We start from the raw sequence: 25,660 nt of genomic DNA on the forward strand, positions 1-25,660 counted from the left end.
TTCGTATGCTCGGGGCATGACCGACAGCAGCGCGCTTGACCCCGAGGACCGCAAGATCGTCACCCTGGCCCGTTCCGCGCGGGCCCGCAACGGTGTGCCGGAGGGGGCGGCCGTACGGGACGAGACGGGCCGTACGTACGTCGCCGGGACCGTGGGCCTTGAATCCCTCCAGCTCAGTGCGCTGCGGACGGCTGTCGCCATGGCGGTGGCCTCCGGGGCGAAGTCCCTGGAGGCGGCGGCGGTCGTGACGGAGGCGGAGGGGGTGCCGGCGGAGGACCTGGCCGCCGTGCGGGATCTCGGCGGGGCCGCGACACCGGTGCTGGTGGCCGCGCCCGACGGCGTCGTCCGGCTGACCGTCTCCGCGGGCTGAGGTCCCAGAGGCTCCGCCCCTTCGGCCCCGCCAGGGGGCCCGCGCCCCTAGGGGGTGTCTTGTGGATCATCCCGGGGGCGCGGGGTCTGGCACGCGCTCCCCCACTCTCGACTTCGCTCGAGCGGGGGGACCTCCATCGCGTCGACGCCCTCCTCCGCCTTGCAGCTGCACGCTCCCCCCACGCTCGAACACCCTCGCGCGGGGGGCACCCCCATCGCCCCCGCTCGGGTCGGCTGGAAGGCGCCGTCGGTGTGTGCCGGGCTGATCCACAAGACACCCCCTGGGCACCCACCGGTGTGGAGAAGTGAATAGGCCGGAATTCAACCTTGCAAGCGCTTGTTTCCGGCGCATCAATGAAGACGTCAACTCCCGACGGGCCGTCAGATTCGAGCCGCGCAGCTGACCGCACCCACCTGTCAAAGCAGACGGCCGTCGATGCGCATTCCCAGACACCGGGAAGGGAGCCCATCCCCATGAGAGGCAAGCGCACAACCACGGGTGCGGCAGTACTGGTCGGGGCCCTCGCGGCCACCGGACTCGCCTTCGCGCCCTCCGCGGCCGCCGTCACTCCGACGACGGCGACGATCAACGCCACCTGCGGACTGTTCGGCGGCGGGGCGGCCACGCTCACCGCCACGCAGGACGGCACCTCGGCCACCATCACCCTCTCGTCCAGCGCCATCAAGACCCCGCTCGCGCTGGCGAAGGACTCCATCACGTCCAAGCTCACCATGGTGAAGGCGAGCGGCGGCACCACCGTCTTCAGCGGGAAGAAGAACCCGGCCATGGCCGCCGGGGATCCCGTGACGGTCGGCCCGCTCAGCGGCACCGTGGCCTCCGGCGACAGCCTGGAGTTCCACGGCGGCTCGCTGGTGATGACCATCTTCGGGATCAACGTCACCTGCACCTCGACCGCCAACCAGTCGCCCGGCCCGTTCGTGTTCGACTGAGGGGCCGCACTGAGTGATCTGCTCCGGATGCCGCAGAAACTGATTGTTCGTCAGCTTTCTGCGGCATCTGCATTGACTTCTCATGCTGCCTCCACATCAATGGCCCCCTGTCGGCGCAGACGAGCCGCTGCGCCCGCATCCCTCAGGAGGGGGCAAGCATGGGTCCGACACTCCGAAGACCGCGCCGGCGCCGCTGGGCGTCGCTGCTCGCGGTGACCGTGGTCGCGGTCACCGCGGGCGGGGCGCTGGCCTGCCCGGCCGGCGCGGCGGGCACCAACGTGGACTACGCGACGCACTGCATCCCGCCCGCCATCGCCGGCCTCCCGCCGATCGACGGCACCACCACCGCGAACATATCGGTGGACAACACCAGCCCCAAGGTCGGCGACACGGTCGGCGTGACGTACACGGTGGTCACCCCGGCCGCCAGCAACCCCACCGAACTGGCCCTGCCGGCCGACATCATGACCCCGACCGGCAAGGTCACCCTCAGCGGCGCGCAGACCGGGGACGTGACGGTGGCGGGACCGAAGAAGAACGACCCGGTGCCCGGGAAGGGCGCCTTCCCGTCGTTCTCCATGACCGGAACCTTCAAGGTCACCAAGCCCGGCGCGATCAAGCTCTCGCCCGGCGACTACAACATCCACACCAGCTACATCATGGAGCTGGACACCCCGTGCACGGTGACCAACCCGCCCGCGCCGGTCTCCGAGACCGTCACCGCGACGGACTCGACCCCGGTCAACAACCGTGCCATCACCCTGGGTTCGGCCTCCGGGAACCCCGGTGACAGCGTCACCGTCAAGGGCAGCGGATTCACTCCGGGCGCGACCGTCACACTGGCCGGCCGCGCCGGGGACAAGCAGACCGGGGACACCGCGACCGCGACCGCCGGCACCGACGGCTCCTTCAGCGGCTCGCTCGTCGTCAACGACAAGGCGACGACCGGGATCGTCGCGTACGAGGGTGCCTCCTGGAGCACGGACAAGGGCTCCCAGCCCGCGGCCTACGCCGTGAACGACACCACGCCCGTACCGGCGGACAGCCAGAAGCTGACGACGACCGTGAAGGCGGGGACGCTGTCCATGTCCCAGGCCGGGAACGCCGTCAGGCTGTCGGCGGTCGACTTCGGCAAGGGCGGGGCGTCGACCGGCTCCCTCAACAAGGTGACCGTCAAGGACTACCGCGGCGGGCCCGCGGGCTGGTCCCTGACCGGCAAGGTCACCGACTTCACCGGCCCCGGCGGCAAGATCGGCGCCGGGAAGCTCAGCTGGACCCCCGCATGCGCGACCAAGGCGGGCAGCCCCAGCACCTGCAAGGCCGGTTCGGCGGGCACGGTGGGCAGTTCCGGAGCGACCCTGGCGTCGACCCCGAACGGCACGCTCACCGGTGGCGAGTTCACCGTCGACGCCGGACTCTCCCTGAACGTGCCGAAGTTCACGCCCCCGGGCGCGTACTCCGGCGTCCTCACCCTCACGCTCACCTGAACGTCCGTGTCATCCAGCCGGCGGCCGGGCGCCCCACCGCACCGGGACCGCACCCGCCCGACCGCCGACCCGACCCAACGCCGCGGGGGTCCGCACCCATGCGCAAGCCGTACGCCCTCCTCCTGCGCCCAGGTGTGCTCCTGGGCCCGCTCCTCGGCCTCTTCCTGGCCGCGGGGGCGGGCCCGGCGCACGCCGCCGACAACGGCAGCTGGTCCGTCTACCCCGTCTCCTCCCGCATCGCCGCCCGGCCCTACTTCTACCTCTCCGCCGACCCCGGCCAGACCGTCACCGACAAGGTGGTCCTCGCCAACAAGACCGCGGGGCCGCTGACCTTCCGGCTGTACGCGGCCGACGCCTACAACACCGCCCGCGACGGCGGTTTCGCCGTGCGCACCCTCAAGGAACGGATGCGTGGCGTCGGGGCCTGGGCGAGGCCCGCGAAGTCCCGGGTCACCGTCCCCGGACACGGAACGGTCACCGTGCCCTTCACCCTGCACGTCCCCGACGGTGCCGAACCGGGCGACCACCCGGGCGCCATCGTCGCGCTGGACGAGCGCGTCGAGAAGGGGGCCGCCCAGGGCGGCGGCTCCCTCGCGCTCGGCGTGCAGCGGGCCGTCGGTGCCCGGGTCTACCTGCGGGTGGGCGGCCCCACCCTGCCCGCCGTCGCCGTCGAGAACGTCCGCATCGCCCACCACCAGCCGCTCGTCCCCGGCCTCGGCGGCGGCAACGCCACCGTCTCCTACACCCTGCGCAACACCGGCAACGTCACCCTCGACCCCAAGGTGGAGCTGAGGGCGACGGGCATGTTCGGCCGCACGCTGCTGACCCGCGACCTGACGAAGATCCCCTCGGAGCTGCTGCCGGGACAGCGGGTCCGGCTCACCGAACCCTGGCGGGACGCACCCCAGCTCGACTGGGGGGACGTCACCGTGACCGCCAGGGCCACGGGCACCCACGAGTCGGCGAGCGCCTCCTTCTTCGCGCTGCCCTGGTTGGTGGCGGTGATCGTGTTCGTCGCCGGGGTGGCGACCGGAGTCCTGCTCAGAGCGCGTCGGGGCCGCGCTCGCCCGTCCGTACCCGTACGACCGTCTCGACGGGCAGGGCCCACACCTTCCCGTCCCCGATCTTCCCCGTCTGCGCGGCCCTGACGATCGCGTCGATCACGTCGTCCATGAGGGCGTCCTCGACGACGACCTCGATACGGACCTTGGGCACCAGGTCGACCCGGTACTCGGCGCCGCGGTACACCTCGGTGTGGCCGCGCTGCCTGCCGTACCCGCTGGCCTCGGTCACGGTCAGGCCGTGCACGCCGAGCTCCTGCAGGGCGGTCTTGACCTCGTCGAGGCGGTACGGCTTGACGATCGCGGTGATGAGCTTCATGCCTCGGTGTCGACCTTCTGGGTGGTGGGGACGGACGAGGAGACCGGGGCGCCGTGGCCCAGGACCCCGTGATCGTAAGCCGTCTCGGCGTGCACCGTAAGGTCCAGGCCGGTGTACTCGTGCTCCTCGTCCGCCCGGAAGCCCATCGTCCTGTCGAGCAGCTTGCCGACGCCGTACGTCATCCCGAAGGCGTAGAGGGCCACGACCACGACGGCGAGCAGCTGCTTGCCGAGCTGGCCGATGCCACCGCCGTAGAACACGCCCTCCGCACCGCCGGTCATCGCCTTCTCGGCGAACAGGCCGATGAGAAGGGTGCCGACGATGCCGCCGACCAGGTGGACACCGACGACGTCGAGGGAGTCGTCGTAGTTCAGCCGGAACTTCCAGCCCACGGCGTAACTGCACAGGACACCGGCGGCGAGGCCGACCACCAGGGCGCCCAGCAGGGACACGGAGCCGCAGGAGGGGGTGATGGCGACCAGACCGGCCACGGCGCCCGAGGCGGCGCCCAGGGTGGTGGGGTGGCCGTCGCGCTTCTGCTCGACGAAGAGCCAGCCCAGCAGGCCGGTGCAGCCGGCGGCGAGGGTGTTGAGGAACACGGCGGCGGCGAGACCGTTGGCGCCGAGCGCGGAGCCCGCGTTGAAGCCGAACCAGCCGAACCAGAGCAGGCCGGCGCCGAGCACCACCATGGGCAGGTTGTGCGGGCGCATCGCGTCCTTCTTGAAGCCCAGCCGCGGGCCGAGCACCAGGCACAGGGCGAGACCCGACGCACCCGAGGTGATCTCGACGGGCAGACCGCCCGCGAAGTCCAGGGCGCCGAGCTTGTCCACGATCCAGCCACCGGGGCCCCACACCCAGTGGGTGACGGGAACGTATACGAGCAGCGCCCACACGGGAACGAAGACCAGCCACGCGGAGAACTTCGCCCGGTCGGCGATCGCGCCGCTGATCAGGGCGGCCGTGATGATCGCGAAGGTGAGCTGGAACGTGGCGAAGAGCAGGGTGGGGACGGTCCCTTGGACGCTGTCCGGGCCGAGCCCGGCCATCCCCGCGTGCTCGAGCCCGCCGACGAGCCCGCCGCCGATGTCGTCCCCGAAGGCGAGCGAGTAGCCGCCCGCCAGCCACACCACGGTCACCAGGGCGATCGACACGAAGCTCATCATCAGCATGTTGAGGACGCTCTTCGTGCGGACCATGCCGCCGTAGAAGAGGGCGAGGCCCGGGGTCATCAGCAGCACGAGGGCGGTGGCGGCGAGCAGCCAGGCGGTGTCGCCGGTGTCGACGTGCGCTGCTTGCGCTGCGGCGAGGGTCACGGGTGTCTCCAACGGTACGGGGGCTCGTCAGAGGGTCACCGGCGTGCGTTTCCGGTTGCGTACAGGTGTGTTTCCGTGACGTTTCGTTGCGTGCGGGTTTCATGAAGCTCACGGTCCCGGATCCGGGCGGGCGGTGGTACGGCAGGGCCTTGTGGATCAGGGACAATGAACGCCATGAGCGTTCGTACCCAGTCATCCGAAGAGTCGGGCGAGACCGTCCACCGCGCCGGCTTCGCCTGCTTCGTGGGCCGCCCCAACGCGGGCAAGTCCACCCTCACGAACGCTCTGGTCGGGCAGAAGGTGGCGATCACCGCGAACCAGCCGCAGACCACCCGGCACACGGTACGCGGCATCGTGCACCGGACCGACGCCCAGCTCATCCTGGTGGACACCCCGGGTCTCCACAAGCCGCGCACACTGCTCGGCGAACGGCTGAACGACGTGGTGCGCACGACCTGGGCCGAGGTCGACGTGATCGGCTTCTGCCTTCCCGCGAACGAGAAGATCGGCCCCGGCGACCGCTTCATCGCCAAGGAGCTGGCCGGGATCCGGAAGACCCCGAAGGTCGCCGTCGTCACCAAGACCGACCTGGTCGACTCCAAGTCCCTCGCCGAGCAGCTGATCGCCATCGACCAGCTGGGCAAGGAGCTGGGCATCGAGTGGGCGGAGATCGTCCCGGTGTCGGCGGTGGGCGCGAAGCAGGTGGACCTGCTGGCGGACCTCCTGGTCCCGCTTCTCCCCGAGGGCCCGGCGCTCTACCCCGAGGGCGACCTCACGGACGAGCCCGAGCAGGTCATGATCGCGGAACTCATCCGCGAGGCCGCCCTGGAGGGTGTCCGCGACGAGCTGCCGCACTCCATCGCGGTGGTCGTCGAGGAGATGCTGCCCCGCGAGGACCGTCCGGCGGACAAGCCCCTCCTCGACATCCACGCCAACGTCTACATCGAGCGGCCCAGCCAGAAGGGCATCATCATCGGCCCCAAGGGCAAGCGCCTCAAGGAGGTCGGCATCAAGTCCCGCAAGCACATCGAGGCGCTCCTGGGCACGCCGGTCTTCCTCGACCTCCACGTGAAGGTGGCCAAGGACTGGCAGCGCGACCCGAAGCAGCTGCGCCGCCTGGGCTTCTGACCCCAGGGGCTGCCTCCCTGCACCCCGCTGGGGGCTGCGCCCCCAGACCCCGCTTCGGCCTGAACGGCCTCGTCCTCAAGCGCCGGACGGGCTGAGTAATACCGGCCGGTGCTGGGAGGGGGGCTAGTCCACGCCCCTGATCCGCTCCACCAGTACCGCCCCGGCCAGCCCGATCACGGCCGACACCAGGTACAGCACCCGGTAGCCGCCGAGATACGTCACGATCGGCGCGGCGAGCGCCGGGGCCGCCACCTGGGGGAGTGCGTTCGCCACGTTGATCACGCCGAGGTCCTTGCCGCGGTCCAGAGCCTTCGGCAGCACGTCCGTCATCAGCGCGAAGTCGACGGAGGTGAACACGCCGAAGCCCACCCCCAGCACCGCAGCCGCCACGATCGCACCCGGCCAGGTCTGCCAGCCGGCGAGCGCCGCCGTCGCCACCGCCATCAGCACGCCCGACCACACCACGAACGGCTTGCGCCGGCCCACCCGGTCCGACCACACCCCGCCGACCACCACCGTGGCCAGCAGGGTGACCCCGTTCACCGCGGTCAGGACCAGCACGCCCTCGTCGGGGTCGTGGTAGTGGAGGCGGTCTCGCAGGTAGTACAGGAGGTACAGCAGTACCAGCGCGTTGCTCAGATTGATCAGGAAACGGGTCAGCCACGCCCAGCCCAGGTCCGGGTACCGGCGCGGGCTCAGCCAGAAGCCCGCGAGGAAGCCGCGCCAGGACCACGGCGGCCGGTCCCCGGCGGACAGGCGCAGGTCCGCGTAGCGCCACACGTACGGCAGCACGCCCACCGCCGTGAACACCGCGCAGGCCGCGTAGCCCGCCCCGACGCCCCCGGCGACGGTCGCCAGTCCCGTCCCGCCGACCACGCCCAGGATCTGCGCCGCCCCCAGCCAGCCGCCCACCGCGCCGCGCTGCAGCCGCGGCACGCGGTCCGGCACCGCGGCCGTCACCGCCGCGAACGCCGCGTTCAGCGTCAGCTGGACCAGGCACCAGCCCAGCGTCATCGTGGCCATCCCGCCCGCCCCCGCGAGGAGGAGCAGGGACAGCGCGCCGCCCGCCGCCCCGGCCACGATCCACGGCGTACGGCGGCCCCGGCGGGAGGTCGTACGGTCCGACAGCGCGCCGAAGAGCGGGTTCGCCACCAGCGACACCACCGCACCGGCACCCGTCACCCACGCCAGCATCGTCTCCTTCGACATGCCGGAGCCGGGCGCGAAGTCCTTCGCCTGCGAGGCGAGCAGGATCTGCAACGGGCCGTACCAGCCCACCCAGATCGCCCCGTTGGCGAGCGAGAGGGACGCCGTCCAGCCGCGGCCGACCCGCTCGACCGGTTCGGCGAGGGCGCCCCCGTCCGCGCGCACCCCGGCCGTCGTCATCTCTGCGCCCGCAGCAGGTCCCGGTACCAGCCGTACGACGCCTTCGGGGTCCGCGCCGATGTCCCGGGACCGTCGAAGTCCACGTGGACCAGTCCGAACCGCCGCGCGTAGCCCTCCGCCCACTCGAAGTTGTCCAGCAGCGACCAGACGAAGTAGCCCCGCACGTCCACCCCGGCCTCCAGCGCCCTGTGCAGCGCCCGTACGTGCCCGTCCAGGTAGGCGATCCGTTCCTGGTCGTCGATGCCCTCGTAGGAGCAGCCGTTCTCGGTGATGACGACCGGCGGGAGCCGGTCGCCGTAGCGGTCGCGGAAGCCGGTCAGCACTTCCGTCAGCCCCTCCGGGACTATCGGCCAGCCGAAGTCCGTCACCGGACGGTCCTCGATCTCCCGTACCGAGAAGGGCAGTTCGGCGGGCATGGTGATGCCGCCGAACTCGATCTCGGTGCCCTGCGGGGCGCCCACCCGCGTCGGGGCGTAGTAGTTGACGCCGTACCAGTCGATCGGCTCGGCGATGACCTTCAGGTCGGACTGCACGTCCCCCGGCATCAGTTCGCCGAGCCCCGCCGGGTATGCGCCGAGGATCAGCGGCTCCGCGAACAGCCGGTTCAGCAGGACGTCGTAGAAGTCCGCCGCCTCCACGTCGGCCTGCTCGCCGGACGCGGGCCAGACCGGCCCGTGCGAGTTGGCGATCCCGATGTCGCCCGCACCGGCCGCGCGCAGCGCCCGTACCGCAAGACCGTGGGCGAGGAGCTGGTGGTGGGCCACCGGCAGCGCGTCGAACAGCAGCTGCCTCCCCGGGGCGTGGACGCCCAGCGCATGTCCGAGCAGGGTGTGCTCGGCGGGCTCGTTGAGGGTGATCCACTTCTGGACGCGGTCGCCCAGTCGTTCGGCGACCACCGACACGTACTCGGCGAACCGGGACGCCGTGTCCCGCTGCAGCCAGTCCAGCGTGGCCGGCAGGTCCCAGTGGAACAGGGTCGGCACGGGCCGCACGCCCGCCGCGCACAGCTCGTCCACCAGACGGTCGTAGAAGTCCAGGCCGCCGGGGGAGGCGACCCGCGGCCAGGAGATCGAGAAGCGGTACGCGTCCACACCCAGGCCGGCCAGCAGCGCCACGTCCTCCCGGTAGCGGTGGTAGTGGTCACAGGCCACCGCCGCCGTCGAGCCGTCCTTGACCCTCCCCGGCTCGGCCGTGAACACGTCCCACACGGAGGGCTCGCGCATCTCCACGGCTCCCTCGATCTGGTGGGCCGAGGTCGACACGCCCCACAGGAAGCCGGCCGGGAACCGGGGTATCGGGTTGCCTGCATCAGTCGCCATGCGCGGATCATCCGTACCGCCGGTAACAGAAGTCAACGCCTGGGCGTGAAGTGCGAGTTACGCCCCTCTCGCTCCCTCGCCCGCATCCCGTCCTACGCCCCTTCCTTCAGCACCCGGGAGACCAGCTCCCGCTCCTCCTCGGTGAGCCGGGGATCGGCCGCGTGCACCGTCCTGCCGTCCACCGTGATCTGGTACCGGAATCCGTCCGGCACCCCCGGCGGCGGACTGCCCTGACCGGACGCGAGCACGCGCTCGGCCAGGGCCTGCCACTCGTCGGCGTCGGACCGCCCCGAGGTGTCCACCTCGGCGCAGCGCTCGATGCCCGCGAAACCTCCTGTGCGCCTCACCTGAATCCGCATGGGTCCCTGTCTAGTACGGACCCGCCCGGAATCACAGCGTCCGCACCCCGACCTGCTCCCAGGCCTTCTGCACGGCGGTCAGTTCGTCCCCCGCGCCGTACCGCTCGCGCGCGGCCTTGACGGTCAGCGTGGCGAAGTCCGCGAACAGGGCGTCCGACCGCAGCTCGCCGCCGGTCAGCACGTCGTACCAGATCTGCCCGGCCTTCTCCCAGGCGTGCCCGGCGAGGGCCGTGGCGACCAGGTAGAAGGCGTGGTTGGGGATGCCGGAGTTGATGTGGACGCCGCCGTTGTCACGACCGGTGCGGACGTAGTCGTCCATGGTCGCGGGCTGCGGGTCCTTGCCGAGGACGTCGTCGTCGTACGCCGTGCCCGGGGCCTTCATCGAGCGCAGCGCGGTGCCGGTGACGCGCGGGGCGAGCAGCCCGGCGCCGATCAGCCAGTCGGCCTCGGCGGCGGTCTGACCGAGGCTGTACTGCTTGATGAGCGAGCCGAAGACGTCGGACAGCGACTCGTTCAGCGCGCCGGACTGGCCGTAGTACTCCAGGTTCGCGGTGTGCTGGGTGACGCCGTGGGTGAGTTCGTGGCCGATGACGTCGACCGGGATGGTGAAGTCGAGGAAGATCTCGTTGTCGCCGTCGCCGAAGACCATCTGCTCGCCGTTCCAGAAGGCGTTGTCGTAGCCCTCGCCGAAGTGCACGGTGGCGTCCAGCGGCAGCCCGGCGTCGTCGATGGAGTGGCGGCCGTACACCTTCAGGTACAGCTCGAAGGTGGCGCCGAGGCCCGCGTAGGCGCGGTTGACGGTGGCGTCCTTGCCGGGCTCGGAGCCCTCCGTGCGGACCTTGTGGCCCGGCAGGTCCTGGGTGTGCCGGGTGTCGTAGACGGTGCGGTGCGGCTGGTCGGCGGCGGCGCCGGCGGGCGGGGCGACGGCGGGTGCGCCGATGACCGTGGTCAGCCGGCGCTTGGTGCGCTGGTAGGAGTCGTGCTCCAGGGACCGGCGGGCCGGTCCGGACAGCGCGGGGTCCTCGTGCCGGGCGAGCTTGTCGAGGACGTGCGGCGGCACGATCGTGCAGAAGACGGGCTGGAAGCCCCCGTTGGTCGTCATGCCGGGCACCCTTGCACTGGGTGACGCCCGTGTCACTACTCGCAACCATGATTGGTGAAATACGCGGACATTCGGTGTCGCTCAGCGTCACGGAGTGGTATGGCGCACCTTTTGTCCGGTTCGCCCTCGCGGTCCCGCATACTGGAACGGTCCCGCGCGTCCGGCGGGCCTCGGCTAGGCTGCGGAGCATCATGCGTTTCGGGCTGCTTCTCCTTAGCTGCCGCGGCGAGGGCCTGTAGAGGCCGACTCCCTCCCCGCGGAGCTTGGTGCTGCGTCGTCGGCCGTCCTTCCGGACACCGGACACACCGGACTTCTCGAGGAGCCCACGCAATCATGGCCAACCGCCAGCAGCCCACCTCCATGCCGATCCACAAGTACGGCCGGTACGAGCAGGTCGACATCCCCGACCGCACCTGGCCCGACCAGCGGATCACCGTCGCCCCCCGCTGGCTCTCCACCGACCTGCGCGACGGCAACCAGGCCCTGATCGACCCGATGTCGCCCGAGCGCAAGCGCCGGATGTTCGACCAGCTGGTCAAGATGGGCTACAAGGAGATCGAGGTCGGCTTCCCGGCCTCCGGCCAGACCGACTTCGACTTCGTGCGCTCGATCATCGAGGAAGAGGGCGCGATCCCCGAGGACGTGACGATCTCCGTCCTGACCCAGGCCCGCGAGGACCTGATCGAGCGGACCGTGGAGTCCCTCAAGGGCGCCCGCCGCGCCACCGTCCACCTGTACAACGCCACCGCCCCGGTCTTCCGCCGGGTCGTCTTCCGCGGCTCCAAGGACGACATCAAGCAGATCGCCGTCGACGGCACCCGCCTGGTGATGGAGTACGCCGAGAAGCTGCTGGGACCCGAGACCGAGTTCGGCTACCAGTACTCGCCGGAGATCTTCACCGACACCGAGCTGGACTTCGCGCTGGAGGTCTGCGAGGCGGTCATGGACGTCTGGCAGCCCGGCCCGGGCCGCGAGATCATCCTCAACCTGCCCGCCACCGTGGAGCGTTCGACCCCGTCGACGCACGCGGACCGCTTCGAGTGGATGGGCCGCAACCTGTCCCGCCGCGAGCACGTCTGCCTGTCGATCCACCCGCACAACGACCGCGGCACCGCCGTCGCCGCCGCCGAGCTGGCCCTGATGGCCGGCGCGGACCGCGTCGAGGGCTGCCTGTTCGGACAGGGCGAGCGCACCGGCAACGTCGACCTGGTCACCCTGGGCATGAACCTCTTCTCCCAGGGCGTGGACCCGCAGATCGACTTCTCCGACATCGACGAGATCCGTCGTACGTGGGAGTACTGCAACCAGATGGAGGTCCACCCGCGCCACCCGTACGTGGGCGACCTGGTCTACACGTCCTTCTCCGGCTCCCACCAGGACGCCATCAAGAAGGGCTTCGACGCCATGGAGGCCGACGCGGCCGCCAAGGGCGTCACCGTCGACGACATCGAGTGGGCGGTCCCGTACCTGCCGATCGACCCCAAGGACGTCGGCCGATCCTACGAGGCCGTCATCCGCGTCAACTCGCAGTCCGGCAAGGGCGGTATCTCCTACGTCCTGAAGAACGACCACAAGCTGGACCTGCCGCGCCGGATGCAGATCGAGTTCTCGAGGATCATCCAGGCGAAGACCGACGCCGAGGGCGGCGAGATCACCCCGAAGGACATCTGGGCGGTCTTCCAGGACGAGTACCTGCCGAACCCGGAGAACCCCTGGGGCCGTATCCAGGTCCGCACCGGCCAGTCGACCACCGACACCGACGGCGTGGACACCCTGACCGTCGAGGCCACGGTCGACGGCGCGGACACCGTCCTCACCGGCTCCGGAAACGGTCCGATCTCGGCCTTCTTCGACGCACTGCAGTCCATCGGGATCGACGTACGCCTGCTGGACTACCAGGAGCACACGATGAGCGAGGGCGCCTCCGCGCAGGCCGCCTCGTACATCGAATGCGCGATCGACGACAAGGTGCTGTGGGGGATCGGCATCGACGCGAACACGACTCGTGCGTCACTCAAGGCGGTCGTGTCCGCGGTGAACCGCGCGGCCCGCTGACCCGCTACGACCTGCGGTTTCTGGGCCCCGATCGCCTTCCGTGACGGTCGGGGCCCGTCGTATATCGGCCATCTGTTCGTGGAGGTCACGGAAAGGTCTCGTACGGGGTACTGACTCCGCGTCTCCGATGTGGCTAACATCACGCAAGCGCGGCGATGTTGCCGTGTCGTCAAGGAGGTGCGACGGTGCTGCCAGTACGGGGACGAGACGGCCGTGACAGCAGGCTTGCGCGCATCCTGGGCACCCGCGTGGCGTGGACACCCGTCGGTGACGGGGAGTTCTTCTGCCCGGGCTGCGGAGGCGACCGCAACTACGAGCGCCTCACCGGCCGCCGCCGCTTCACCCTCCTCGGTGTGCCCGTGCTGCCCCGCGGGGCCACCGGACCGGTCGTGGAGTGCGCGTCCTGCCGCCGCCACTTCGGCACCGACGTCCTCGACCACCCCACCACCTCGCGTTTCTCCGTCATGCTCCGCGACGCCGTGCACACGGTGGCCCTCGCCGTACTGGCGGCGGGCGGCACCTGCTCCCGTACGTCCCTGGAGACCGCGGCGAGCACGGTACGCGCGGCCGGCCTGCAGGACTGCACCGAGGAACAGCTCGCCGCACTCGTCGAGGCGCTCCACTTGGACACCGGCCGGGTGTTCGAGCAGCCGGGCGGCGCGAGCCTGGCCATAGAGCTGCACGAGTCCCTCGACCCGCTCGCCCCGCACCTCGCCCCGGCCGGCCGTGAGGCGATCCTCCTGCAGGCCGCCCGGATCGCCCTCGCCGACGGCCCCTACACCCCGGCCGAGCAGGACGCCCTGCTCACCGTGGGCGCCGCCCTCACCATCGGCGCCGACGACGTGACCCGGCTGCTGGCGGCGGCGCGGACGCCGTCCTGAGTCACGGAATCAGTCATATTCGCGGGGAACGCACTTTCGGTATTCCCTGCCGCTTCGCGGGCTGAAGATTCGGGTATACCGAGATGCGAAGCCACCGGTCTGGCGGAAGGGGGAGGGGAACGTTTGCGTCCGCTCAGATCCTGGCAAGATCGAATTCCGGGGTCGTTGCGTCATTCGATCAACTCTGCTGATCTCGGGGCGTCTGAGACCATGAAAAGGGCGTAACTTCGGCCATGCAGCCCTGCTAGCCTCGGTCCCTCGATCACGCAGTGGGAGGTGCATCATGACATGGGCCGAAGCGGTGGGAACTCTTCCTTGTTTCCTGCATTACGACGAGTTGGCCGAACTGGGAATGGGTGAGCAGGAGAACGATCTGTCCCAGCTCCTGGATTTTCTCGGCCGAATGGATGAACTGAAACACGTGCAGCGGCAGAATCCGGTGTCCAACGGATCACGTCGCGAGAACACGGCCGAGCATTCCTGGCACGTCGCACTCGCCTGCCTGCTTTTCACCCGCTACGCGGCCGAACCGATCGATCCGATGCGGTGCGTGGGACTCGCCGTTCTGCACGACGTGGTGGAAGTGGTCGCCGGGGACACCTTCGTCTACGGTCCGGCCGCCGCCGGTCGCCGCCGACGGGAGGAGCGGGCCATCGCCGTCCTTCTCGGCTCACTGCCGATGCAGGAGCGGGAGGCACTGGAGAACGGCTGGCGCGAGTACGAGTTCACCCAGACGGCCGAAGGCAAGTACGTCATGGCACTGGACGTCCTGCTGCCCGTCTTCATGAACCTCATGGCCGGGGAGAAGTCGTCGTGGCGCCGGCACGGTGTCGCGGCCGCCGCCGTGCGGCAGCGGGTGCGGAGCGTCGAGCCCACCATTCCGGCGCTGGCCAAGGTCGCCTACGAAGCCATCGACAAGGGGATCGAGCAGGGCCTGCTCACCGCGAGCTGACGGGGGAGTTGAGGGGGAGATGCTGAGTGCGCTGCTGCCCACCGGCACGGCGATTCTGGGACTGGCGGCGGGACTGCTCGCCCCCATGGTCAGCAGTACGCTCGACGGCCGCAAACGGCGGGCCGACAACCAGCGTGTGCAGTGCGACGAGATACTCACCCTCTTCCAGGGGGGCGACGTGGTGCGCTCCCTGACCGAACCGAGCAGCGTCGTCAGACGCAGCCTGCTGTTGCGCGCGGTCCGCATCCAGGACGACCAGGCCAGACAGGCGTGTCACGACCTCGTCGAATACGCGGTCGGCCAGAACGTCAGGGACGAAGAACTGCTGGACCGCTGGAGCGCGATGATCCACGAAGTCGCCCGGGTGTACCGCTCCATATCGTGAGAAGAATTCCGTGAACACATCAGTGGCCTGAGCAAAGGCCCATCGGGGGATGGTGGTGGCGGATGCCATCGGGGAGAGAAGCCGACCAGGCACTGGCGGCAAGGGGACTGCCCCGCACCGGCGGCGGTGCGAACCGTTCGGAGGCGGGAGTCGGGCACAACGCGGGGGCGGTGAGCATGACCGCGGCCTCGCTGCAGAGTGAGCTGGGCCAGGCGCTGCGCGAAGCCTCCGAAGTCACCGTGTGCGGTGTGGCGTCACGGGAATTCATCACCGCCATACAGGGCGTGGTGTCTTCCCAGGGTGCTCCCTCCGAATTGCCCTGGGACGTGTTCCGCTATGTGACACCGGCACCCGCCCTGATTCTGGCCAACCGCTGGAACGTACGCCTCGGGCCGGTGGTCCAGCAATGGCAGTCCGCCGTCACCGCGCTGCGCAACTCGGTCCAGCAGTGGCAGAAGACGCCGAACGAATCGGGAGCCCGCGACACCGGATTCCACTTGCTCTCGATGGATCTGCTGTATCTGCAGATGTCCCTGCTGGTGAAACAGCGGGAAACGGGCCGCCAACGGGTCTGGGCAGCCGTCGGACCCCCCTCCGCTTCGGGCATCGAGGAATACGAGTCCTACGAGGAGGGAATGCCGGAGTTCGCGCAGATAGCGGCGAACATACGGGAATGGGCCGACGGCGCCAGCGACTTCCTGACCCGGCAGGTCGACTGCACACCGGTCGAACCCAATGTCGCCGAGGTGGGCAACGGCCTTCTGGCGGCGGGCACCCCGCCGACCGACCAGAAGCTGTGGCAGCTCCCCATCCGGTCCCTGGAGCCCTACGGGGCGACGGCGCGGCAGCACCGGACCTGCCTTCCGGTGACGATCTGTGTGGTGCGGTCCAGATCGGCGACCGGTCCGGTCGTGCTGCTGAAGCGGCGCAGCCATATGACGGCGAACGACGACTTCGGCAAGCTGTCGCTGCTGAGCGCCCGCGTCCTGGAGGAGGACGTCGCCGTGGCGCTGGGCGTCGTGCCCTACCTGGACCGGGAGTCGGAGCAGGCGATCGACGCCATGTGGATCGAGGCGAACGCCCCCAGCGCCGGGCTGACCCTGTCCCGGGAGGCGTTCATCCACGCCGGACAACGCGAGCTCTTCTACTCGACCGGCCTCGACATACCCGAGAACCGGTTCCGGCTGCGCGGCTTCCAGGTGATGGAGCGCGAGAACACCGACGAACAGCTGTTCTTCTGCATCTTCGAAGTCGTCCTGTACCGCCGCGACCCCGACGAACTCGGTCTCGCGATCCAGTGGAACCTCGGGGACTCGCGCGTTCTGTCGCAAGTGGGCGAGTCCGCTCTCTACTCCGGCATGTACGACAGCGAGCTGAACAGGCTCCTGCTGCGTGGCCGGGAGTGGCTGAACGCCCATGTCTTCAACGAGCCCGTTCCGGTGGTGTCTGATGGATCATGAAGCAGTGGCTGCCTTCGTCTTCCTGCGTGAAGACCCGCGGCCCCAGGTTCTGGCGGCCATCCGCAGGCCGGAGTGCAACGACCGGCATCCGGGCGTGGTCAGCGTGCCGACCATCCGGATACCGCGTGAACTGGCCCTGCAGCTGGCATGCGTCGACTCGGTGGGCATGGCCGAACTCGCCGGCGGCGCGGGCGACCGGCTGCGGCGCCAGTTCGGGGCGTCCAGGGCGACCACGACGGTCGAGGGCCTCCTGGTGGAGACCGTCATGTCCAAGAAGTTACGCATGGGCGACGCCCTCGAAGCCGGACTCGTCAGAGGGGAGTGCTTCGTGCAGGGCGTGCTCCGCGGCGACGTCGAGGATCCGACGGGACGTGACGGCAGGGTCGAGTCCACCTTCATGGTCGCCGTGGTCGCGCGGGTCCTCTCCGGCATCGACGCCTTCCCGGTCAGCACCGCCAGTTACTCCGCGCTCTCCTGGGTGGACGAGAAAGAGTTCGTGCTGGCCTGGCACACCAGGGACGGGCAGCGACTCTTCCCGGACGCCAGCCCACTGGAAGTGTGCATCCGAGGGCTGTGCGTCCAGGCCGCGGTGCGCGTGCTGGACCGGCAGAACGCCGACGTGGCCCACGGCCTGTCCGCATAGCCCGGCACCGGCGGCGCACGAGAGCATGGGACGGACACTTCCGACGAATCGCCAGGGAATGACATGACCACCCTGAGCCGTGCCCTGCTCGCCATGGCCGCAGCCCTCACCCCGCTCACCGCCACCGCGCCCGCGCACGCCACCGCCGGATGCGCGTCCTCCGTGCCGTACGTCTCGGGACAGGGCGGCTACGACACGTACCGCGTCCCGGCCGCGATCGCCACCGGCACCGGCATCCTCCTGGCCTTCGCCGAAGGACGGCACGACAGCGCGGACGACACCGGTGACATCGATGTCGTGCTCCGCCGGTCCACCGACGGCGGCTGCACCTGGGGCCCGTTGCGGGTGGTCGCCGCCGGGCACGGGGACACCCGGGGCAACCCGGCGCCGGTGGTGGACCCGCGCACCGGTGACATCGTGCTGCTGACCTGCGCCAACAGCGGCGCCGTGAGCGAGGCGGAGATCATGCGCGGCGAGGTCGCCACCGAACGGGGCCGCCGGGTGTACGTGCAGCGCAGCCGGGACGACGGCCGGCACTTCACCCGCCCACGGGACATCACCGCCCAGGTCAAACCGCGGGGCTGGCGCTGGTACGCCACGGGGCCCGGTCACGCGGTGGCGTTGACGCACGGCCGGTACCGGGGCCGGCTGGTCGCACCCGCCGACCACTCGGTGGCCCCGCCCGCCGGTTCCCCCGACACCGGCCGCGAGACCAGGTACTACGGCGCCCACGCCCTCTACAGCGACGACGGGGGGCGCAGCTGGCGGCTCGGCTTCGTCGACGACTCCCACGACGGCTTCACCCACCCCAACGAGTCCACTGCCGCCCAGCTCCCCGACGGCCGCCTGTACTTCAGCGCCCGCGACCAGAACGGCACCAGCCCCGGCAACCGCCTCGACAGCCACTCCAGCGACGGCGGCCGCACCCTCGACCGGCCCTACGGCGTCCAGCCCACCCTCGCCGACGTACCGGTGGTCGAGGGCAGCGTCCTCCAACTGCCCGGCCACCGAGCCCCCTTGCTGTTCTCGGCGCCGTCCGTGCCCACCACCCGCCGCGCCATGGCGATCTGGCGCAGCACGGACGGCGGGGCGACCTTCACCAAGGCGCTGACGCTGTCCGAGCGGCGGGCCGCCTACTCCGACCTGGTGCAGGCCGACCGCGAAACCGTGGGCATCCTGTACGAGACCGGTACGACGGGGCCGTACGACACGATCGAGTTCCGCCGGCTGGACCTCTCCCGGATCGGGCCCTCCTAGAGCAGACCCGCCGCCGCCAGGAACTTCCCCACCCGCTCGACCTCCTCCGCCGACAAGGGGATCTGCGGCTCGGCGGTCAGCGGGCAGTCGATCACGCCCCGCAGGTGCAGCGCCGCCTTGAAGGCTCCGATGGCCGAGGAGTTCCGGCCCATCCGTGCCGGGTCCCCGACGCCCACCATCCGGAACAGGGCGCACAGCCGCTCCTGTTCGGCACGGGCGGCGTCCCGGTCGCCCGCCCGGAACAGCCGGTCGAGACGGACGTAGCCGTGCGGGTCGACGTTGGCGAGGCCGGGCACGGCACCGTCGGCGCCCAGGGCCAGGGCGGCGTCGACGACGACCTCGGAACCGGTGAGCACACTGAAGCCGCCGAGGTCCGGGCGGCCCCGGACACCGGTGACGACCTCCCGGAAACCGCCCAGGTCCCCGCTGGAGTCCTTCAGGCCGGCCAGCACCCCGTCGGCGGCCAGCTCCAGGACGAGTCCGGCGGCCAGCTTGGTGTGCACGGACACCGGGATGTCGTAGGCGAGCACCGGGACCGGGCAGACGGCGGCGACCCGGCGGTAGTGGCGGGCGATCTCCGCCGGGTGGGTGCGGGTGTAGAAGGGGGCGGTGACGACGACCGCCCCGGCGCCCGCCGCGGTGACCTCCCGGACGTTGTCCAGCACCCGGGGCGTGGTCATGTCGATCGCCCCGGCCAGCACCGGCAGCTGACCGCCGACATGGCCCACGACCGCCTCCACCACCAGCCGGCGCTGCAGATCCGTGAGATACGCGGCCTCGGAGGTCGAGCCCAGCAGGAACAGGCCGTGCACCCCGCCCGTCACCAGGTGATCCACCAGCCTGAGGAGCGAGGGGACGTCCACCTCGCCGTCCGGTGTCAGGGGGGTGCAGACGGGCGGTACGACACCGGACAGCGGGGCGGGCAAGGTCATGAAGGCTCCCTGGGACAGCTCTGTGGCACCTCTGGAGTACGAGGCCGCGGGCCGGGCGGCCCCTCCCCACAGGATGGCGGCAGCGGCGGCGGTGCCCGGGCTCCGACGCGGCAGAAACCCCGGCGGGACGTCAGGGGTAGCGGCCACGGACTCCCCGTGGAGGCGGTCGCCCGCAAGGTGGGCTACGCCTCCGCCAGCTCCTTCACGGCAGCCTTCCGGTGGGTGATGGGGACCACGCCGCGGACCTACTTCCCGGGGCCCGGCACCGCACCGCCGCCGTAGGCGAGAATGGACCCCATGAGTCTGTTCCGCGACGACGGCATCGTGCTGCGCACCCAGAAGCTCGGTGAGGCGGACCGGATCATGCTGCGATCTCCCGGGGGGCAACCCCCGGACCCCCGGCCGGTGCCCTGTGGGGGTGGTGGGTCGTGAGTCTGTTCCGCGACGACGGCATCGTGCTGCGCACCCAGAAGCTCGGTGAGGCGGACCGGATCATCACGCTGCTCACCCGAGGGCACGGGCGGGTGCGGGCGGTGGCCCGGGGTGTGCGGCGGACGAAGTCGAAGTTCGGGGCCCGGCTCGAGCCCTTCTCGCACGTGGACGTGCAGTTCTTCGCGCGCGGGAGCGAGCTGGTCGGGCGCGGGCTGCCGCTGTGCACGCAGAGCGAGACCATCGCGCCCTACGGCGGCGGCATCGTCACGGACTACGCCCGCTACACCGCGGGGACCGCCATGCTGGAGACCGCCGAGCGGTTCACCGACCACGAGGGCGAGCCGGCGGTGCAGCAGTACCTGCTCCTCGTCGGGGGGCTGCGCACCCTCGCCCGCGGCGAGCACGCACCCCACCTCGTCCTCGACGCCTTCCTGCTGCGCTCCCTCGCCGTCAACGGATACGCCCCCAGCTTCAGCGACTGCGCGAAGTGCGGTCTGCCCGGCCCGAACCGGTTCTTCTCCGTGGCGTCCGGCGGTTCCCTGTGCGTGGACTGCCGGGTGCCCGGCAGTGTCGTACCGTCGCCGGCGACCCTCGGACTGCTCGGCGCGCTGCTTACGGGAGACTGGGAGACCGCGGACGCGTGCGAGCCGCGGTACGTCCGGGAGGGCAGCGGACTGGTGTCCGCCTACCTGCACTGGCATCTGGAGCGCGGGCTGCGCTCGCTCAGATACGTAGAGAAGTAGAACCGGCACAACCCGACCGGCACCATCGAGGGAGACGAGAAGCACATGGTCGTACGCGGGATCCTGGGGCGCCAGCGCCGCGAGTACAGCAAGCCGGAGCCGCACCCGTCCGGCGCCGTCGCGCCCAAGCTCCCCGGGGAGCTCGTCCCGAACCACGTGGCGATCGTCATGGACGGGAACGGCCGCTGGGCCAAGGAGCGCGGGCTGCCGAGGACGGAGGGGCACAAGGTCGGGGCCGAGCGCGTGCTGGACGTCCTCCAGGGCGCGATCGAGGTCGGCGTCGGCAGCATCTCGCTGTACGCCTTCTCCACCGAGAACTGGAAGCGCTCGCCCGACGAGGTCCGCTTCCTGATGAACTTCAACCGCGACTTCATCCGCAAGACCCGCGACCAGCTCGACGCGCTGGGCATCCGGGTGCGCTGGGTGGGCCGGATGCCCCGGCTGTGGAAGTCGGTCGCCAAGGAACTCCAGGTCGCGCAGGAGCAGACCAAGGGCAACGACCGGCTCACGCTGTACTTCTGCATGAACTACGGCGGCCGGGCCGAACTCGCGGACGCCGCGAAGGCCCTGGCCGAGGACGTACGGGCGGGCCGCCTCGACCCGGACAAGGTCACCGAGAAGACCGTCCAGAAGTACCTCTACTACCCGGACATGCCGGACGTGGACCTCTTCCTGCGGCCCAGCGGTGAGCAGCGCACCTCCAACTACCTGCTCTGGCAGAGCGCCTACGCCGAGATGGTCTTCCAGGACGTCCTGTGGCCGGACTTCGACCGCCGCGACCTGTGGCGCGCCTGCCTCGAGTTCGCCTCCCGCGACCGACGCTTCGGCGGGGCCGTGCCCAACGAGCAACTCCTCGCCATGGAACGGGACATGCGGGGGCGCCCGGCCACCTCGTAGCACCGGGGGCCCAGGGGCCGTCGACGACGGCCCCCTCCGGCGCCCCGGAACAGCCCGTGCGCGTGTGCGATTTAAGATCGTGGGCGACTGCTCGATCGCAACGGGGGCTGGTTCCGCTGTTCACTTTTGTGATTTCCGCACACGACGAAGAAACCACGGTGGCCACCATGGTCGCCCAGGCCCTGGCGGCCGCACAGCCCGGCGACCGGGTGCTGGTCGTGGACAGCGGGTCGACCGACGACACGGCCCGGCGGGCACGCGAGGCCGGTGCGGAGGTGCTCAGCGGTCCGCTCGGCAAGGGCGCGGCCATGCAACTGGCCGTGTCCACGGTCGACACCGAGTGGACCTGCTTCCTCGACTCCGACGTCGCCACGTCGGAACACAACATCGCCGTGCTGCTGCGCGAGACCGCGGCCGGCGGCACGGCCGACCAGGTGGTCGGCGACTTCGAGTACGACCACCCGGGCACCATCCTGGCGTCCACCTTCACCATCTACGAGCCGCTGACGTCCCGGTTCTTCCCGGAGGTCGGCCACCACGGGGCGCACGCCCTCAGTGGCTTCCGTGCCGTGCGCACCTCTTACCTACGGGGTGTCGAACTGCCGCCGGACTTCGGTGTGGAGACCTTCCTCAACATCTCCGTCGCCCTGGCCGGCGGGCGGGTGAACGTGTGTCATCTCGGTGTCATCGGCAGCCGCTACCGCTTCCACGGGGGCTCCATGGCGACCGAGATAGGCACCAGGATCCTGGACCTGGCCGAGGCGCACGGACGGCTGGACCCGGCCGACCGGCCGGAGTGGGACCAGTGGCTGAGGGAGGGAGTGGCCGCCATCGCGCCGAACACGGCGGACCAGGGTCGCTCCGCCGTCCTGGCCCGGCTGTTCAGCACCGTGCGCAGGCCCATGCCCAGCAGGCTCTGAGGAAGTCGCCGTTCGCGGCCGCGACGGCCGGGAGCCGGAGTGCCGCGGGGGTGGCTCCGGCCGCTGGGATCACTTCGCGGCGCACTCCGCGCAGGTGCCGAAGATCTCCACCGTGTGGTCCACGTCGACGTAGCCGTGTTCCGCCGCGATGGCGTCCGCCCACTTCTCCACGGCGGGGCCCTCGACCTCGACGGCCTTGCCGCAGACGCGGCAGACGAGGTGGTGGTGGTGTTCGCCGGTGGAGCAGCGGCGGTAGACGGACTCGCCGTCGGAGGTCCGCAGGACGTCGACCTCGCCGGCGTCGGCGAGGGACTGCAGGGTGCGGTAGACCGTGGTCAGGCCGACCGAGTCGCCCTTGTGCTTGAGCATGTCGTGGAGCTCCTGCGCGCTGCGGAACTCGTCGACCTCGTCGAGGGCTGCCGCCACGGCGGCGCGCTGCCGGGTGGCGCGGCCCTTCACGGGCGGTCCAGCGGTCGTCACCGGTTCCTCCTCTTTCGGCACGCTGATCCGGCCATTGTGCCAGCCGGGGCTGTGCGCGGTCAGACGCCGATCTCGTCGGTGGCCTCCCGGGTGGCCGGAATCGGGGGTTCCGTGGGGTGGGCGGCGGGTTGACCGGCGGCGGCGGCCCGGGCGCGGCGCCGGGCCAGTGGGGTGGCCAGTGCGGTCAGTGCGACGAACGCGGCGATGGTCAGCAGGACGATCGTCGCGCCGGGTGGCACGTCGTGGTAGTACGAGGTGACCGTCCCGCCGATGGTGACGGTCACGCCGATGGCGACGGCGATCGCGAAGGTGGCCGCGAAGCTCCGGGTGAGCTGTTGGGCGGCGGCGACCGGGACGACCATCAGCGCGGAGACCAGGATCAGCCCGACCACCCGCATGGCCACGGTGACGGTGACCGCCGCGGTGACGGCGGTGAGCAGGTTCAGGGCGCGGACGGGAAGTCCCGTGACCCGGGCGAACTCCTCGTCCTGGCTGACCGCGAACAGTTGGCGGCGCAGTGCGAGGGTCACCAGGACCACGAATCCGGCGAGCAGTGAGATGGCGGTCACGTCCGACGGGGAGACCGTCGACAGGGAGCCGAAGAGGTAGGAGTTCAGGTTGGCGTTGGAGCCGGTCGGGGCGAGGTTGACGAACATCACGCCGCCGGCCATGCCGCCGTAGAAGAGCATGGCGAGCGCGATGTCGCCGCGGGTCTTGCCGTACCAGCGGATCAGCTCCATCAGTACCGAGCCGAGTACGGAGACGGCGGTGGCCATCCACACCGGTGAGGTGTTCAGCAGGAAGCCGAGGCCGACGCCGGTCATCGCGACGTGCCCGATGCCGTCGCCCATGAGGGGCTGGCGGCGCTGTACGAGGTAGATGCCGATGGCGGGGGCGGTGACGCCGACGAGGACGGCGGCGATCAGGGCCCGCTGCATGAAGGCGTAGTCGAGGAGTTCCATCAGCTCAGCAGTCCCGTACGAATCGATTCGGTGTCCGCGGGTGCGTGCGGGTGGACGTGGTCGTGGCCGGGAAGGGCGTGCCCGCCGAGGGCGCGCGGGGGCGGGCCGTCGTGCGTGACGCAGCCGTCGCGCAGGACGACCGCCCGGTCGATCAGGGGCTCGAGGGGGCCCAGTTCGTGCAGGACGAGCAGGACGGTCGTACCGGCCTGGATCTGCTGCCGCAGAGTTTGGGCGAGCACCTCCTGGCTGGCCAGGTCGACGCCGGCCATCGGCTCGTCCATGATCAGCAGCTCGGGTTCGGCGACCAGGGCGCGGGCGATCAGCACCCGCTGCTGCTGGCCGCCGGAGAGGGCGGTGGCGCAGTCCCCGGCCCGGTCCGTCATGCCGACCGCTGCCAGGGCCCGGCGTACGGCCTCGCGGTCGGCCCTGCGGAAGGGGCCGAAGCGGGTGCGGGAGAGCCGGCCCGAGGAGACGATCTCGGTGACGGTCGCCGGGACGCCGCCCGCCGCCGTGGTGCGCTGCGGTACGTAGCCCACGCGCGCCCAGTCCCTGAAGGCCGGGCGCGGGGTGCCGAACAGCTCGATCCGGCCGGCGGTGACCGGTACCTGGCCGGTGATCGTGCGGATGGCGGTCGACTTGCCGGAGCCGTTGGCACCGAGCAGCGCGACGGCCTCACCGCGGTGCGCGGTCAGGTCGATGCCGCGCAGCACGGGGCGTGAGCCCAGCTCGGCGTGTACGCCGCGCAGGCGTATGACGGGTTCGCCCATGACGTCGTCCTCCTCGTCCTGTGTCGTCCTGCGTGGGTGTCGGTGGGGCTGTCACTTGGTTCCCAGGGCCTTCTGCAGGGCCTTGAGGTTGGCTTCCTGGACGGAGAAGTAGTCGGTGCCGCGGGACTTGTCGGTGATGCCCTCGAGCGGGTCGAGGACGTCCGTCCTCAGTCCGGCGTCGGCGGCGACGGTCTTCGCGGTGCTGTCGCTGACCAGCGTTTCGTAGAACACGGTGGTGACGCCGTCGGCCTTGGCCATCGCCTCGAGCTGCCGGACCCGGGCGGCGCTGGGTTCGGAGTCGGGGTCGAGGCCGTTGATGGCCTCCTCGGTGAGGCCGTAGCGCTCGGCGAGGTAGCCGAAGGCGGCGTGGGTGGTGATGAAGACCTTGGTCCTGGTGTTCGCCAGGCCCTTCTTGAACCGTTCGTCGAGGGCGTCGAGCTTTCCCACCAGGGCCGCGGTGTTCTTCCTGTAGTCGGCCGCGTGGCCGGGGTCGGCCTTCTCGAGGGCCTTGCCGACTCCCTGGGCGACCTGGGCGTAGCGGACGGGGTCGAGCCAGATGTGCGGGTCGAGGCCGGCGAGTTCCGCGTTCTCGGTGGTGTCGTGCTCGGCCGCGTGGCCGCCGACCTCGTTGCCGTGCTTCTCCAGCGTGGTGAAGGAGGTGGCGTCGATCTTGGTCTTCACCTCGGACTGGGCGACCGCCTTGTCGACGGCGGGCTGGAGGTTCTTCAGGTAGAGCACCGCGTCGGCCTGCTGGAGCCGTACGGTCTGCCGGGCGCTGATCTCCAGGTCGTGCGGCTCCTGGCCGGGCCGGGTGAGGCCGGTGACGTGGACGTGGCTCCCGCCGATCCGCTCGGCGAGGAAGGTCATCGGGTAGAACGACGCGACGACGTCGAACTTGTCCGTGTCACCCGCGGCGCTCGCGCCGGAGCAGGCGGAGAGGAAGGGGAGGGCGGAGAGGGCGAGTGCGGTGGCCGCGGGCACCACCGGGTTGCGTATGAGGCGCCGTCTTACGTTCATGACAGTCATTTTCAACTACGATGGAAATCATTGTCAACAACTGTTCGAGGGGCCACCGATTTGGTTGAGGGGGAGCACCCGCC

Annotated in this window: 27 protein-coding genes; 16 read left to right on the forward strand and 11 right to left on the reverse strand. The window is 70.6% G+C overall.

Annotated elements, in window-relative coordinates:
* Positions 1-16 precede the first annotated feature (16 nt).
* From ACWC21_RS01255 to ACWC21_RS01270, 4 genes are all read left to right on the forward strand, one after another.
* Positions 17-370: a cytidine deaminase gene (locus tag ACWC21_RS01255; protein WP_450876813.1), complete on the forward strand. Its 354-nt coding sequence runs from the start codon at positions 17-19 to the stop codon at positions 368-370.
* Positions 371-843: 473 nt separating this feature from the next.
* A complete protein-coding gene (locus tag ACWC21_RS01260; RefSeq protein WP_450876815.1) occupies positions 844-1,320 on the forward strand; it encodes a hypothetical protein in 477 nt (158 codons plus the stop codon).
* Positions 1,321-1,478: 158 nt separating this feature from the next.
* The gene (locus tag ACWC21_RS01265; RefSeq protein WP_450876817.1) at positions 1,479-2,807 is read left to right on the forward strand and encodes a beta-xylosidase; all 1,329 of its coding nucleotides are present in this window, start codon (positions 1,479-1,481) and stop codon (positions 2,805-2,807) included.
* Positions 2,808-2,905: 98 nt separating this feature from the next.
* Positions 2,906-3,955, forward strand: coding sequence for a WxL protein peptidoglycan domain-containing protein (locus ACWC21_RS01270; RefSeq protein WP_450876819.1), 1,050 nt, complete (start codon positions 2,906-2,908; stop codon positions 3,953-3,955).
* Here the strand turns inward: ACWC21_RS01270 and ACWC21_RS01275 are convergent.
* Positions 3,849-4,187, reverse strand: coding sequence for a P-II family nitrogen regulator (locus ACWC21_RS01275; protein ID WP_450876821.1), 339 nt, complete (start codon positions 4,185-4,187; stop codon positions 3,849-3,851). The two genes, ACWC21_RS01270 and ACWC21_RS01275, sit on opposite strands and share 107 nt — an antisense overlap.
* A complete protein-coding gene (locus ACWC21_RS01280) occupies positions 4,184-5,500 on the reverse strand; it encodes an ammonium transporter (RefSeq protein WP_450876823.1) in 1,317 nt (438 codons plus the stop codon). Before ACWC21_RS01280 ends, ACWC21_RS01275 begins: the two co-directional genes overlap by 4 nt.
* 174 nt (positions 5,501-5,674) lie before the next feature.
* Here ACWC21_RS01280 and era point away from each other — a divergent pair, with 174 nt between their 5' ends.
* On the forward strand, positions 5,675-6,628 hold the full coding sequence (gene era, locus ACWC21_RS01285; protein ID WP_450876825.1) for a GTPase Era: 954 nt from the start codon (positions 5,675-5,677) through the stop codon (positions 6,626-6,628).
* A gap of 123 nt (positions 6,629-6,751) precedes the next feature.
* On the opposite strand, the gene ACWC21_RS01290 is transcribed toward era, so the two are convergent.
* The 4 genes from ACWC21_RS01290 to ACWC21_RS01305 all read right to left on the reverse strand — a co-directional run bounded on the left by ACWC21_RS01290 (position 6,752) and on the right by ACWC21_RS01305 (position 10,794).
* Positions 6,752-8,014: an MFS transporter gene (locus ACWC21_RS01290; RefSeq protein WP_450876827.1), complete on the reverse strand. Its 1,263-nt coding sequence runs from the start codon at positions 8,012-8,014 to the stop codon at positions 6,752-6,754.
* Entirely contained in the window at positions 8,011-9,333 is a 1,323-nt protein-coding gene (locus tag ACWC21_RS01295) for a GH1 family beta-glucosidase (protein WP_450876829.1), read from the reverse strand. Before ACWC21_RS01295 ends, ACWC21_RS01290 begins: the two co-directional genes overlap by 4 nt.
* A 92-nt stretch (positions 9,334-9,425) precedes the next feature.
* Positions 9,426-9,692 carry a protealysin inhibitor emfourin gene (locus tag ACWC21_RS01300; protein WP_450876831.1) on the reverse strand — a complete coding sequence of 89 codons (267 nt, stop codon included), beginning with the start codon at positions 9,690-9,692 and terminating at the stop codon, positions 9,426-9,428.
* A 31-nt stretch (positions 9,693-9,723) separates the two neighbouring features.
* Complete coding sequence (locus tag ACWC21_RS01305; protein ID WP_450876832.1) at positions 9,724-10,794, reverse strand: M4 family metallopeptidase; 1,071 nt, start codon at positions 10,792-10,794, stop codon at positions 9,724-9,726.
* Between the two features lie 333 nt (positions 10,795-11,127).
* On the opposite strand from ACWC21_RS01305, the gene leuA reads away from it, so the two are divergent.
* The 7 genes from leuA (at position 11,128) to ACWC21_RS01340 (ending at position 18,427) form a co-directional block, all read left to right on the forward strand.
* Entirely contained in the window at positions 11,128-12,849 is a 1,722-nt protein-coding gene (leuA, locus tag ACWC21_RS01310; RefSeq protein ID WP_450876834.1) for a 2-isopropylmalate synthase, read from the forward strand.
* A 185-nt stretch (positions 12,850-13,034) separates the two neighbouring features.
* A complete protein-coding gene (locus tag ACWC21_RS01315; RefSeq protein WP_450876836.1) occupies positions 13,035-13,730 on the forward strand; it encodes a TerB family tellurite resistance protein in 696 nt (231 codons plus the stop codon).
* A gap of 283 nt (positions 13,731-14,013) precedes the next feature.
* Positions 14,014-14,682 carry an HD domain-containing protein gene (locus ACWC21_RS01320; protein WP_450876838.1) on the forward strand — a complete coding sequence of 223 codons (669 nt, stop codon included), beginning with the start codon at positions 14,014-14,016 and terminating at the stop codon, positions 14,680-14,682.
* 19 nt (positions 14,683-14,701) lie between these two features.
* Positions 14,702-15,067, forward strand: a complete 366-nt coding sequence (locus ACWC21_RS01325) for a hypothetical protein (RefSeq protein ID WP_450876840.1) — start codon at positions 14,702-14,704, stop codon at positions 15,065-15,067.
* 62 nt (positions 15,068-15,129) lie between these two features.
* On the forward strand, positions 15,130-16,527 hold the full coding sequence (locus tag ACWC21_RS01330) for a hypothetical protein (RefSeq protein ID WP_450876842.1): 1,398 nt from the start codon (positions 15,130-15,132) through the stop codon (positions 16,525-16,527).
* 4 nt (positions 16,528-16,531) lie between these two features.
* Entirely contained in the window at positions 16,532-17,170 is a 639-nt protein-coding gene (locus ACWC21_RS01335) for a hypothetical protein (protein WP_450876844.1), read from the forward strand.
* 63 nt (positions 17,171-17,233) lie between these two features.
* The gene (locus ACWC21_RS01340; RefSeq protein ID WP_450876845.1) at positions 17,234-18,427 is read left to right on the forward strand and encodes a sialidase family protein; all 1,194 of its coding nucleotides are present in this window, start codon (positions 17,234-17,236) and stop codon (positions 18,425-18,427) included.
* Here the strand turns inward: ACWC21_RS01340 and ACWC21_RS01345 are convergent.
* Positions 18,424-19,359, reverse strand: coding sequence for a dihydrodipicolinate synthase family protein (locus ACWC21_RS01345; RefSeq protein ID WP_450876847.1), 936 nt, complete (start codon positions 19,357-19,359; stop codon positions 18,424-18,426). The two genes, ACWC21_RS01340 and ACWC21_RS01345, sit on opposite strands and share 4 nt — an antisense overlap.
* Positions 19,360-19,656: 297 nt before the next feature.
* On the opposite strand from ACWC21_RS01345, the gene ACWC21_RS01350 reads away from it, so the two are divergent.
* The 4 genes from ACWC21_RS01350 (at position 19,657) to ACWC21_RS01365 (ending at position 22,351) form a co-directional block, all read left to right on the forward strand.
* A complete protein-coding gene (locus ACWC21_RS01350; RefSeq protein ID WP_450876848.1) occupies positions 19,657-19,791 on the forward strand; it encodes a hypothetical protein in 135 nt (44 codons plus the stop codon).
* Positions 19,788-20,534, forward strand: a complete 747-nt coding sequence (gene recO / locus ACWC21_RS01355) for a DNA repair protein RecO (RefSeq protein ID WP_450876850.1) — start codon at positions 19,788-19,790, stop codon at positions 20,532-20,534. Before ACWC21_RS01350 ends, recO begins: the two co-directional genes overlap by 4 nt.
* A 45-nt stretch (positions 20,535-20,579) precedes the next feature.
* Positions 20,580-21,431 (forward strand): isoprenyl transferase, encoded by an 852-nt coding sequence (locus ACWC21_RS01360; RefSeq protein WP_450876852.1) that lies wholly within the window; start codon positions 20,580-20,582, stop codon positions 21,429-21,431.
* A 128-nt stretch (positions 21,432-21,559) separates the two neighbouring features.
* Positions 21,560-22,351 carry a glycosyltransferase family 2 protein gene (locus ACWC21_RS01365; RefSeq protein ID WP_450876853.1) on the forward strand — a complete coding sequence of 264 codons (792 nt, stop codon included), beginning with the start codon at positions 21,560-21,562 and terminating at the stop codon, positions 22,349-22,351.
* A 69-nt stretch (positions 22,352-22,420) separates the two neighbouring features.
* Here the strand turns inward: ACWC21_RS01365 and ACWC21_RS01370 are convergent, their stop codons facing one another.
* Genes ACWC21_RS01370 through ACWC21_RS01385 form a run of 4 tightly spaced genes read right to left on the reverse strand, consistent with a single transcriptional unit; the run spans position 22,421 to position 25,577 of the window.
* Positions 22,421-22,831, reverse strand: coding sequence for a Fur family transcriptional regulator (locus tag ACWC21_RS01370; protein WP_450876855.1), 411 nt, complete (start codon positions 22,829-22,831; stop codon positions 22,421-22,423).
* Between the two features lie 59 nt (positions 22,832-22,890).
* Complete coding sequence (locus ACWC21_RS01375) at positions 22,891-23,793, reverse strand: metal ABC transporter permease (protein WP_450876857.1); 903 nt, start codon at positions 23,791-23,793, stop codon at positions 22,891-22,893.
* Positions 23,793-24,560 carry a metal ABC transporter ATP-binding protein gene (locus tag ACWC21_RS01380; RefSeq protein ID WP_450876859.1) on the reverse strand — a complete coding sequence of 256 codons (768 nt, stop codon included), beginning with the start codon at positions 24,558-24,560 and terminating at the stop codon, positions 23,793-23,795. The genes ACWC21_RS01375 and ACWC21_RS01380 overlap by 1 nt, the downstream gene beginning before the upstream one ends.
* A gap of 51 nt (positions 24,561-24,611) precedes the next feature.
* A complete protein-coding gene (locus ACWC21_RS01385; RefSeq protein ID WP_450876861.1) occupies positions 24,612-25,577 on the reverse strand; it encodes a metal ABC transporter substrate-binding protein in 966 nt (321 codons plus the stop codon).
* Positions 25,578-25,660 lie beyond the last annotated feature (83 nt).

This window comes from Streptomyces sp. NPDC001348 (assembly GCF_053597535.1).

Excerpts from the sequence above, each read along its gene's own strand:
- ACWC21_RS01340 (WP_450876845.1), top strand. The coding sequence starts at position 17,234 with ATGACCACCCTGAGCCGTGCCCTGCTCGCCATGGCCGCAGCCCTCACC.
- ACWC21_RS01300 (WP_450876831.1), bottom strand. The coding sequence starts at position 9,692 with ATGCGGATTCAGGTGAGGCGCACAGGAGGTTTCGCGGGCATCGAGCGC.
- ACWC21_RS01350 (WP_450876848.1), top strand. The coding sequence starts at position 19,657 with ATGAGTCTGTTCCGCGACGACGGCATCGTGCTGCGCACCCAGAAGCTC.
- ACWC21_RS01270 (WP_450876819.1), top strand. The coding sequence starts at position 2,906 with ATGCGCAAGCCGTACGCCCTCCTCCTGCGCCCAGGTGTGCTCCTGGGC.
- ACWC21_RS01275 (WP_450876821.1), bottom strand. The coding sequence starts at position 4,187 with ATGAAGCTCATCACCGCGATCGTCAAGCCGTACCGCCTCGACGAGGTC.
- ACWC21_RS01290 (WP_450876827.1), bottom strand. The coding sequence starts at position 8,014 with ATGACGACGGCCGGGGTGCGCGCGGACGGGGGCGCCCTCGCCGAACCG.
- ACWC21_RS01305 (WP_450876832.1), bottom strand. The coding sequence starts at position 10,794 with ATGACGACCAACGGGGGCTTCCAGCCCGTCTTCTGCACGATCGTGCCG.
- ACWC21_RS01325 (WP_450876840.1), top strand. The coding sequence starts at position 14,702 with ATGCTGAGTGCGCTGCTGCCCACCGGCACGGCGATTCTGGGACTGGCG.
- era (WP_450876825.1), top strand. The coding sequence starts at position 5,675 with ATGAGCGTTCGTACCCAGTCATCCGAAGAGTCGGGCGAGACCGTCCAC.
- ACWC21_RS01295 (WP_450876829.1), bottom strand. The coding sequence starts at position 9,333 with ATGGCGACTGATGCAGGCAACCCGATACCCCGGTTCCCGGCCGGCTTC.
- ACWC21_RS01320 (WP_450876838.1), top strand. The coding sequence starts at position 14,014 with ATGACATGGGCCGAAGCGGTGGGAACTCTTCCTTGTTTCCTGCATTAC.
- ACWC21_RS01255 (WP_450876813.1), top strand. The coding sequence starts at position 17 with ATGACCGACAGCAGCGCGCTTGACCCCGAGGACCGCAAGATCGTCACC.
- ACWC21_RS01380 (WP_450876859.1), bottom strand. The coding sequence starts at position 24,560 with ATGGGCGAACCCGTCATACGCCTGCGCGGCGTACACGCCGAGCTGGGC.
- ACWC21_RS01360 (WP_450876852.1), top strand. The coding sequence starts at position 20,580 with ATGGTCGTACGCGGGATCCTGGGGCGCCAGCGCCGCGAGTACAGCAAG.
- ACWC21_RS01375 (WP_450876857.1), bottom strand. The coding sequence starts at position 23,793 with ATGGAACTCCTCGACTACGCCTTCATGCAGCGGGCCCTGATCGCCGCC.
- ACWC21_RS01345 (WP_450876847.1), bottom strand. The coding sequence starts at position 19,359 with ATGACCTTGCCCGCCCCGCTGTCCGGTGTCGTACCGCCCGTCTGCACC.
- ACWC21_RS01265 (WP_450876817.1), top strand. The coding sequence starts at position 1,479 with ATGGGTCCGACACTCCGAAGACCGCGCCGGCGCCGCTGGGCGTCGCTG.
- ACWC21_RS01330 (WP_450876842.1), top strand. The coding sequence starts at position 15,130 with ATGCCATCGGGGAGAGAAGCCGACCAGGCACTGGCGGCAAGGGGACTG.
- ACWC21_RS01260 (WP_450876815.1), top strand. The coding sequence starts at position 844 with ATGAGAGGCAAGCGCACAACCACGGGTGCGGCAGTACTGGTCGGGGCC.
- ACWC21_RS01385 (WP_450876861.1), bottom strand. The coding sequence starts at position 25,577 with ATGAACGTAAGACGGCGCCTCATACGCAACCCGGTGGTGCCCGCGGCC.
- leuA (WP_450876834.1), top strand. The coding sequence starts at position 11,128 with ATGGCCAACCGCCAGCAGCCCACCTCCATGCCGATCCACAAGTACGGC.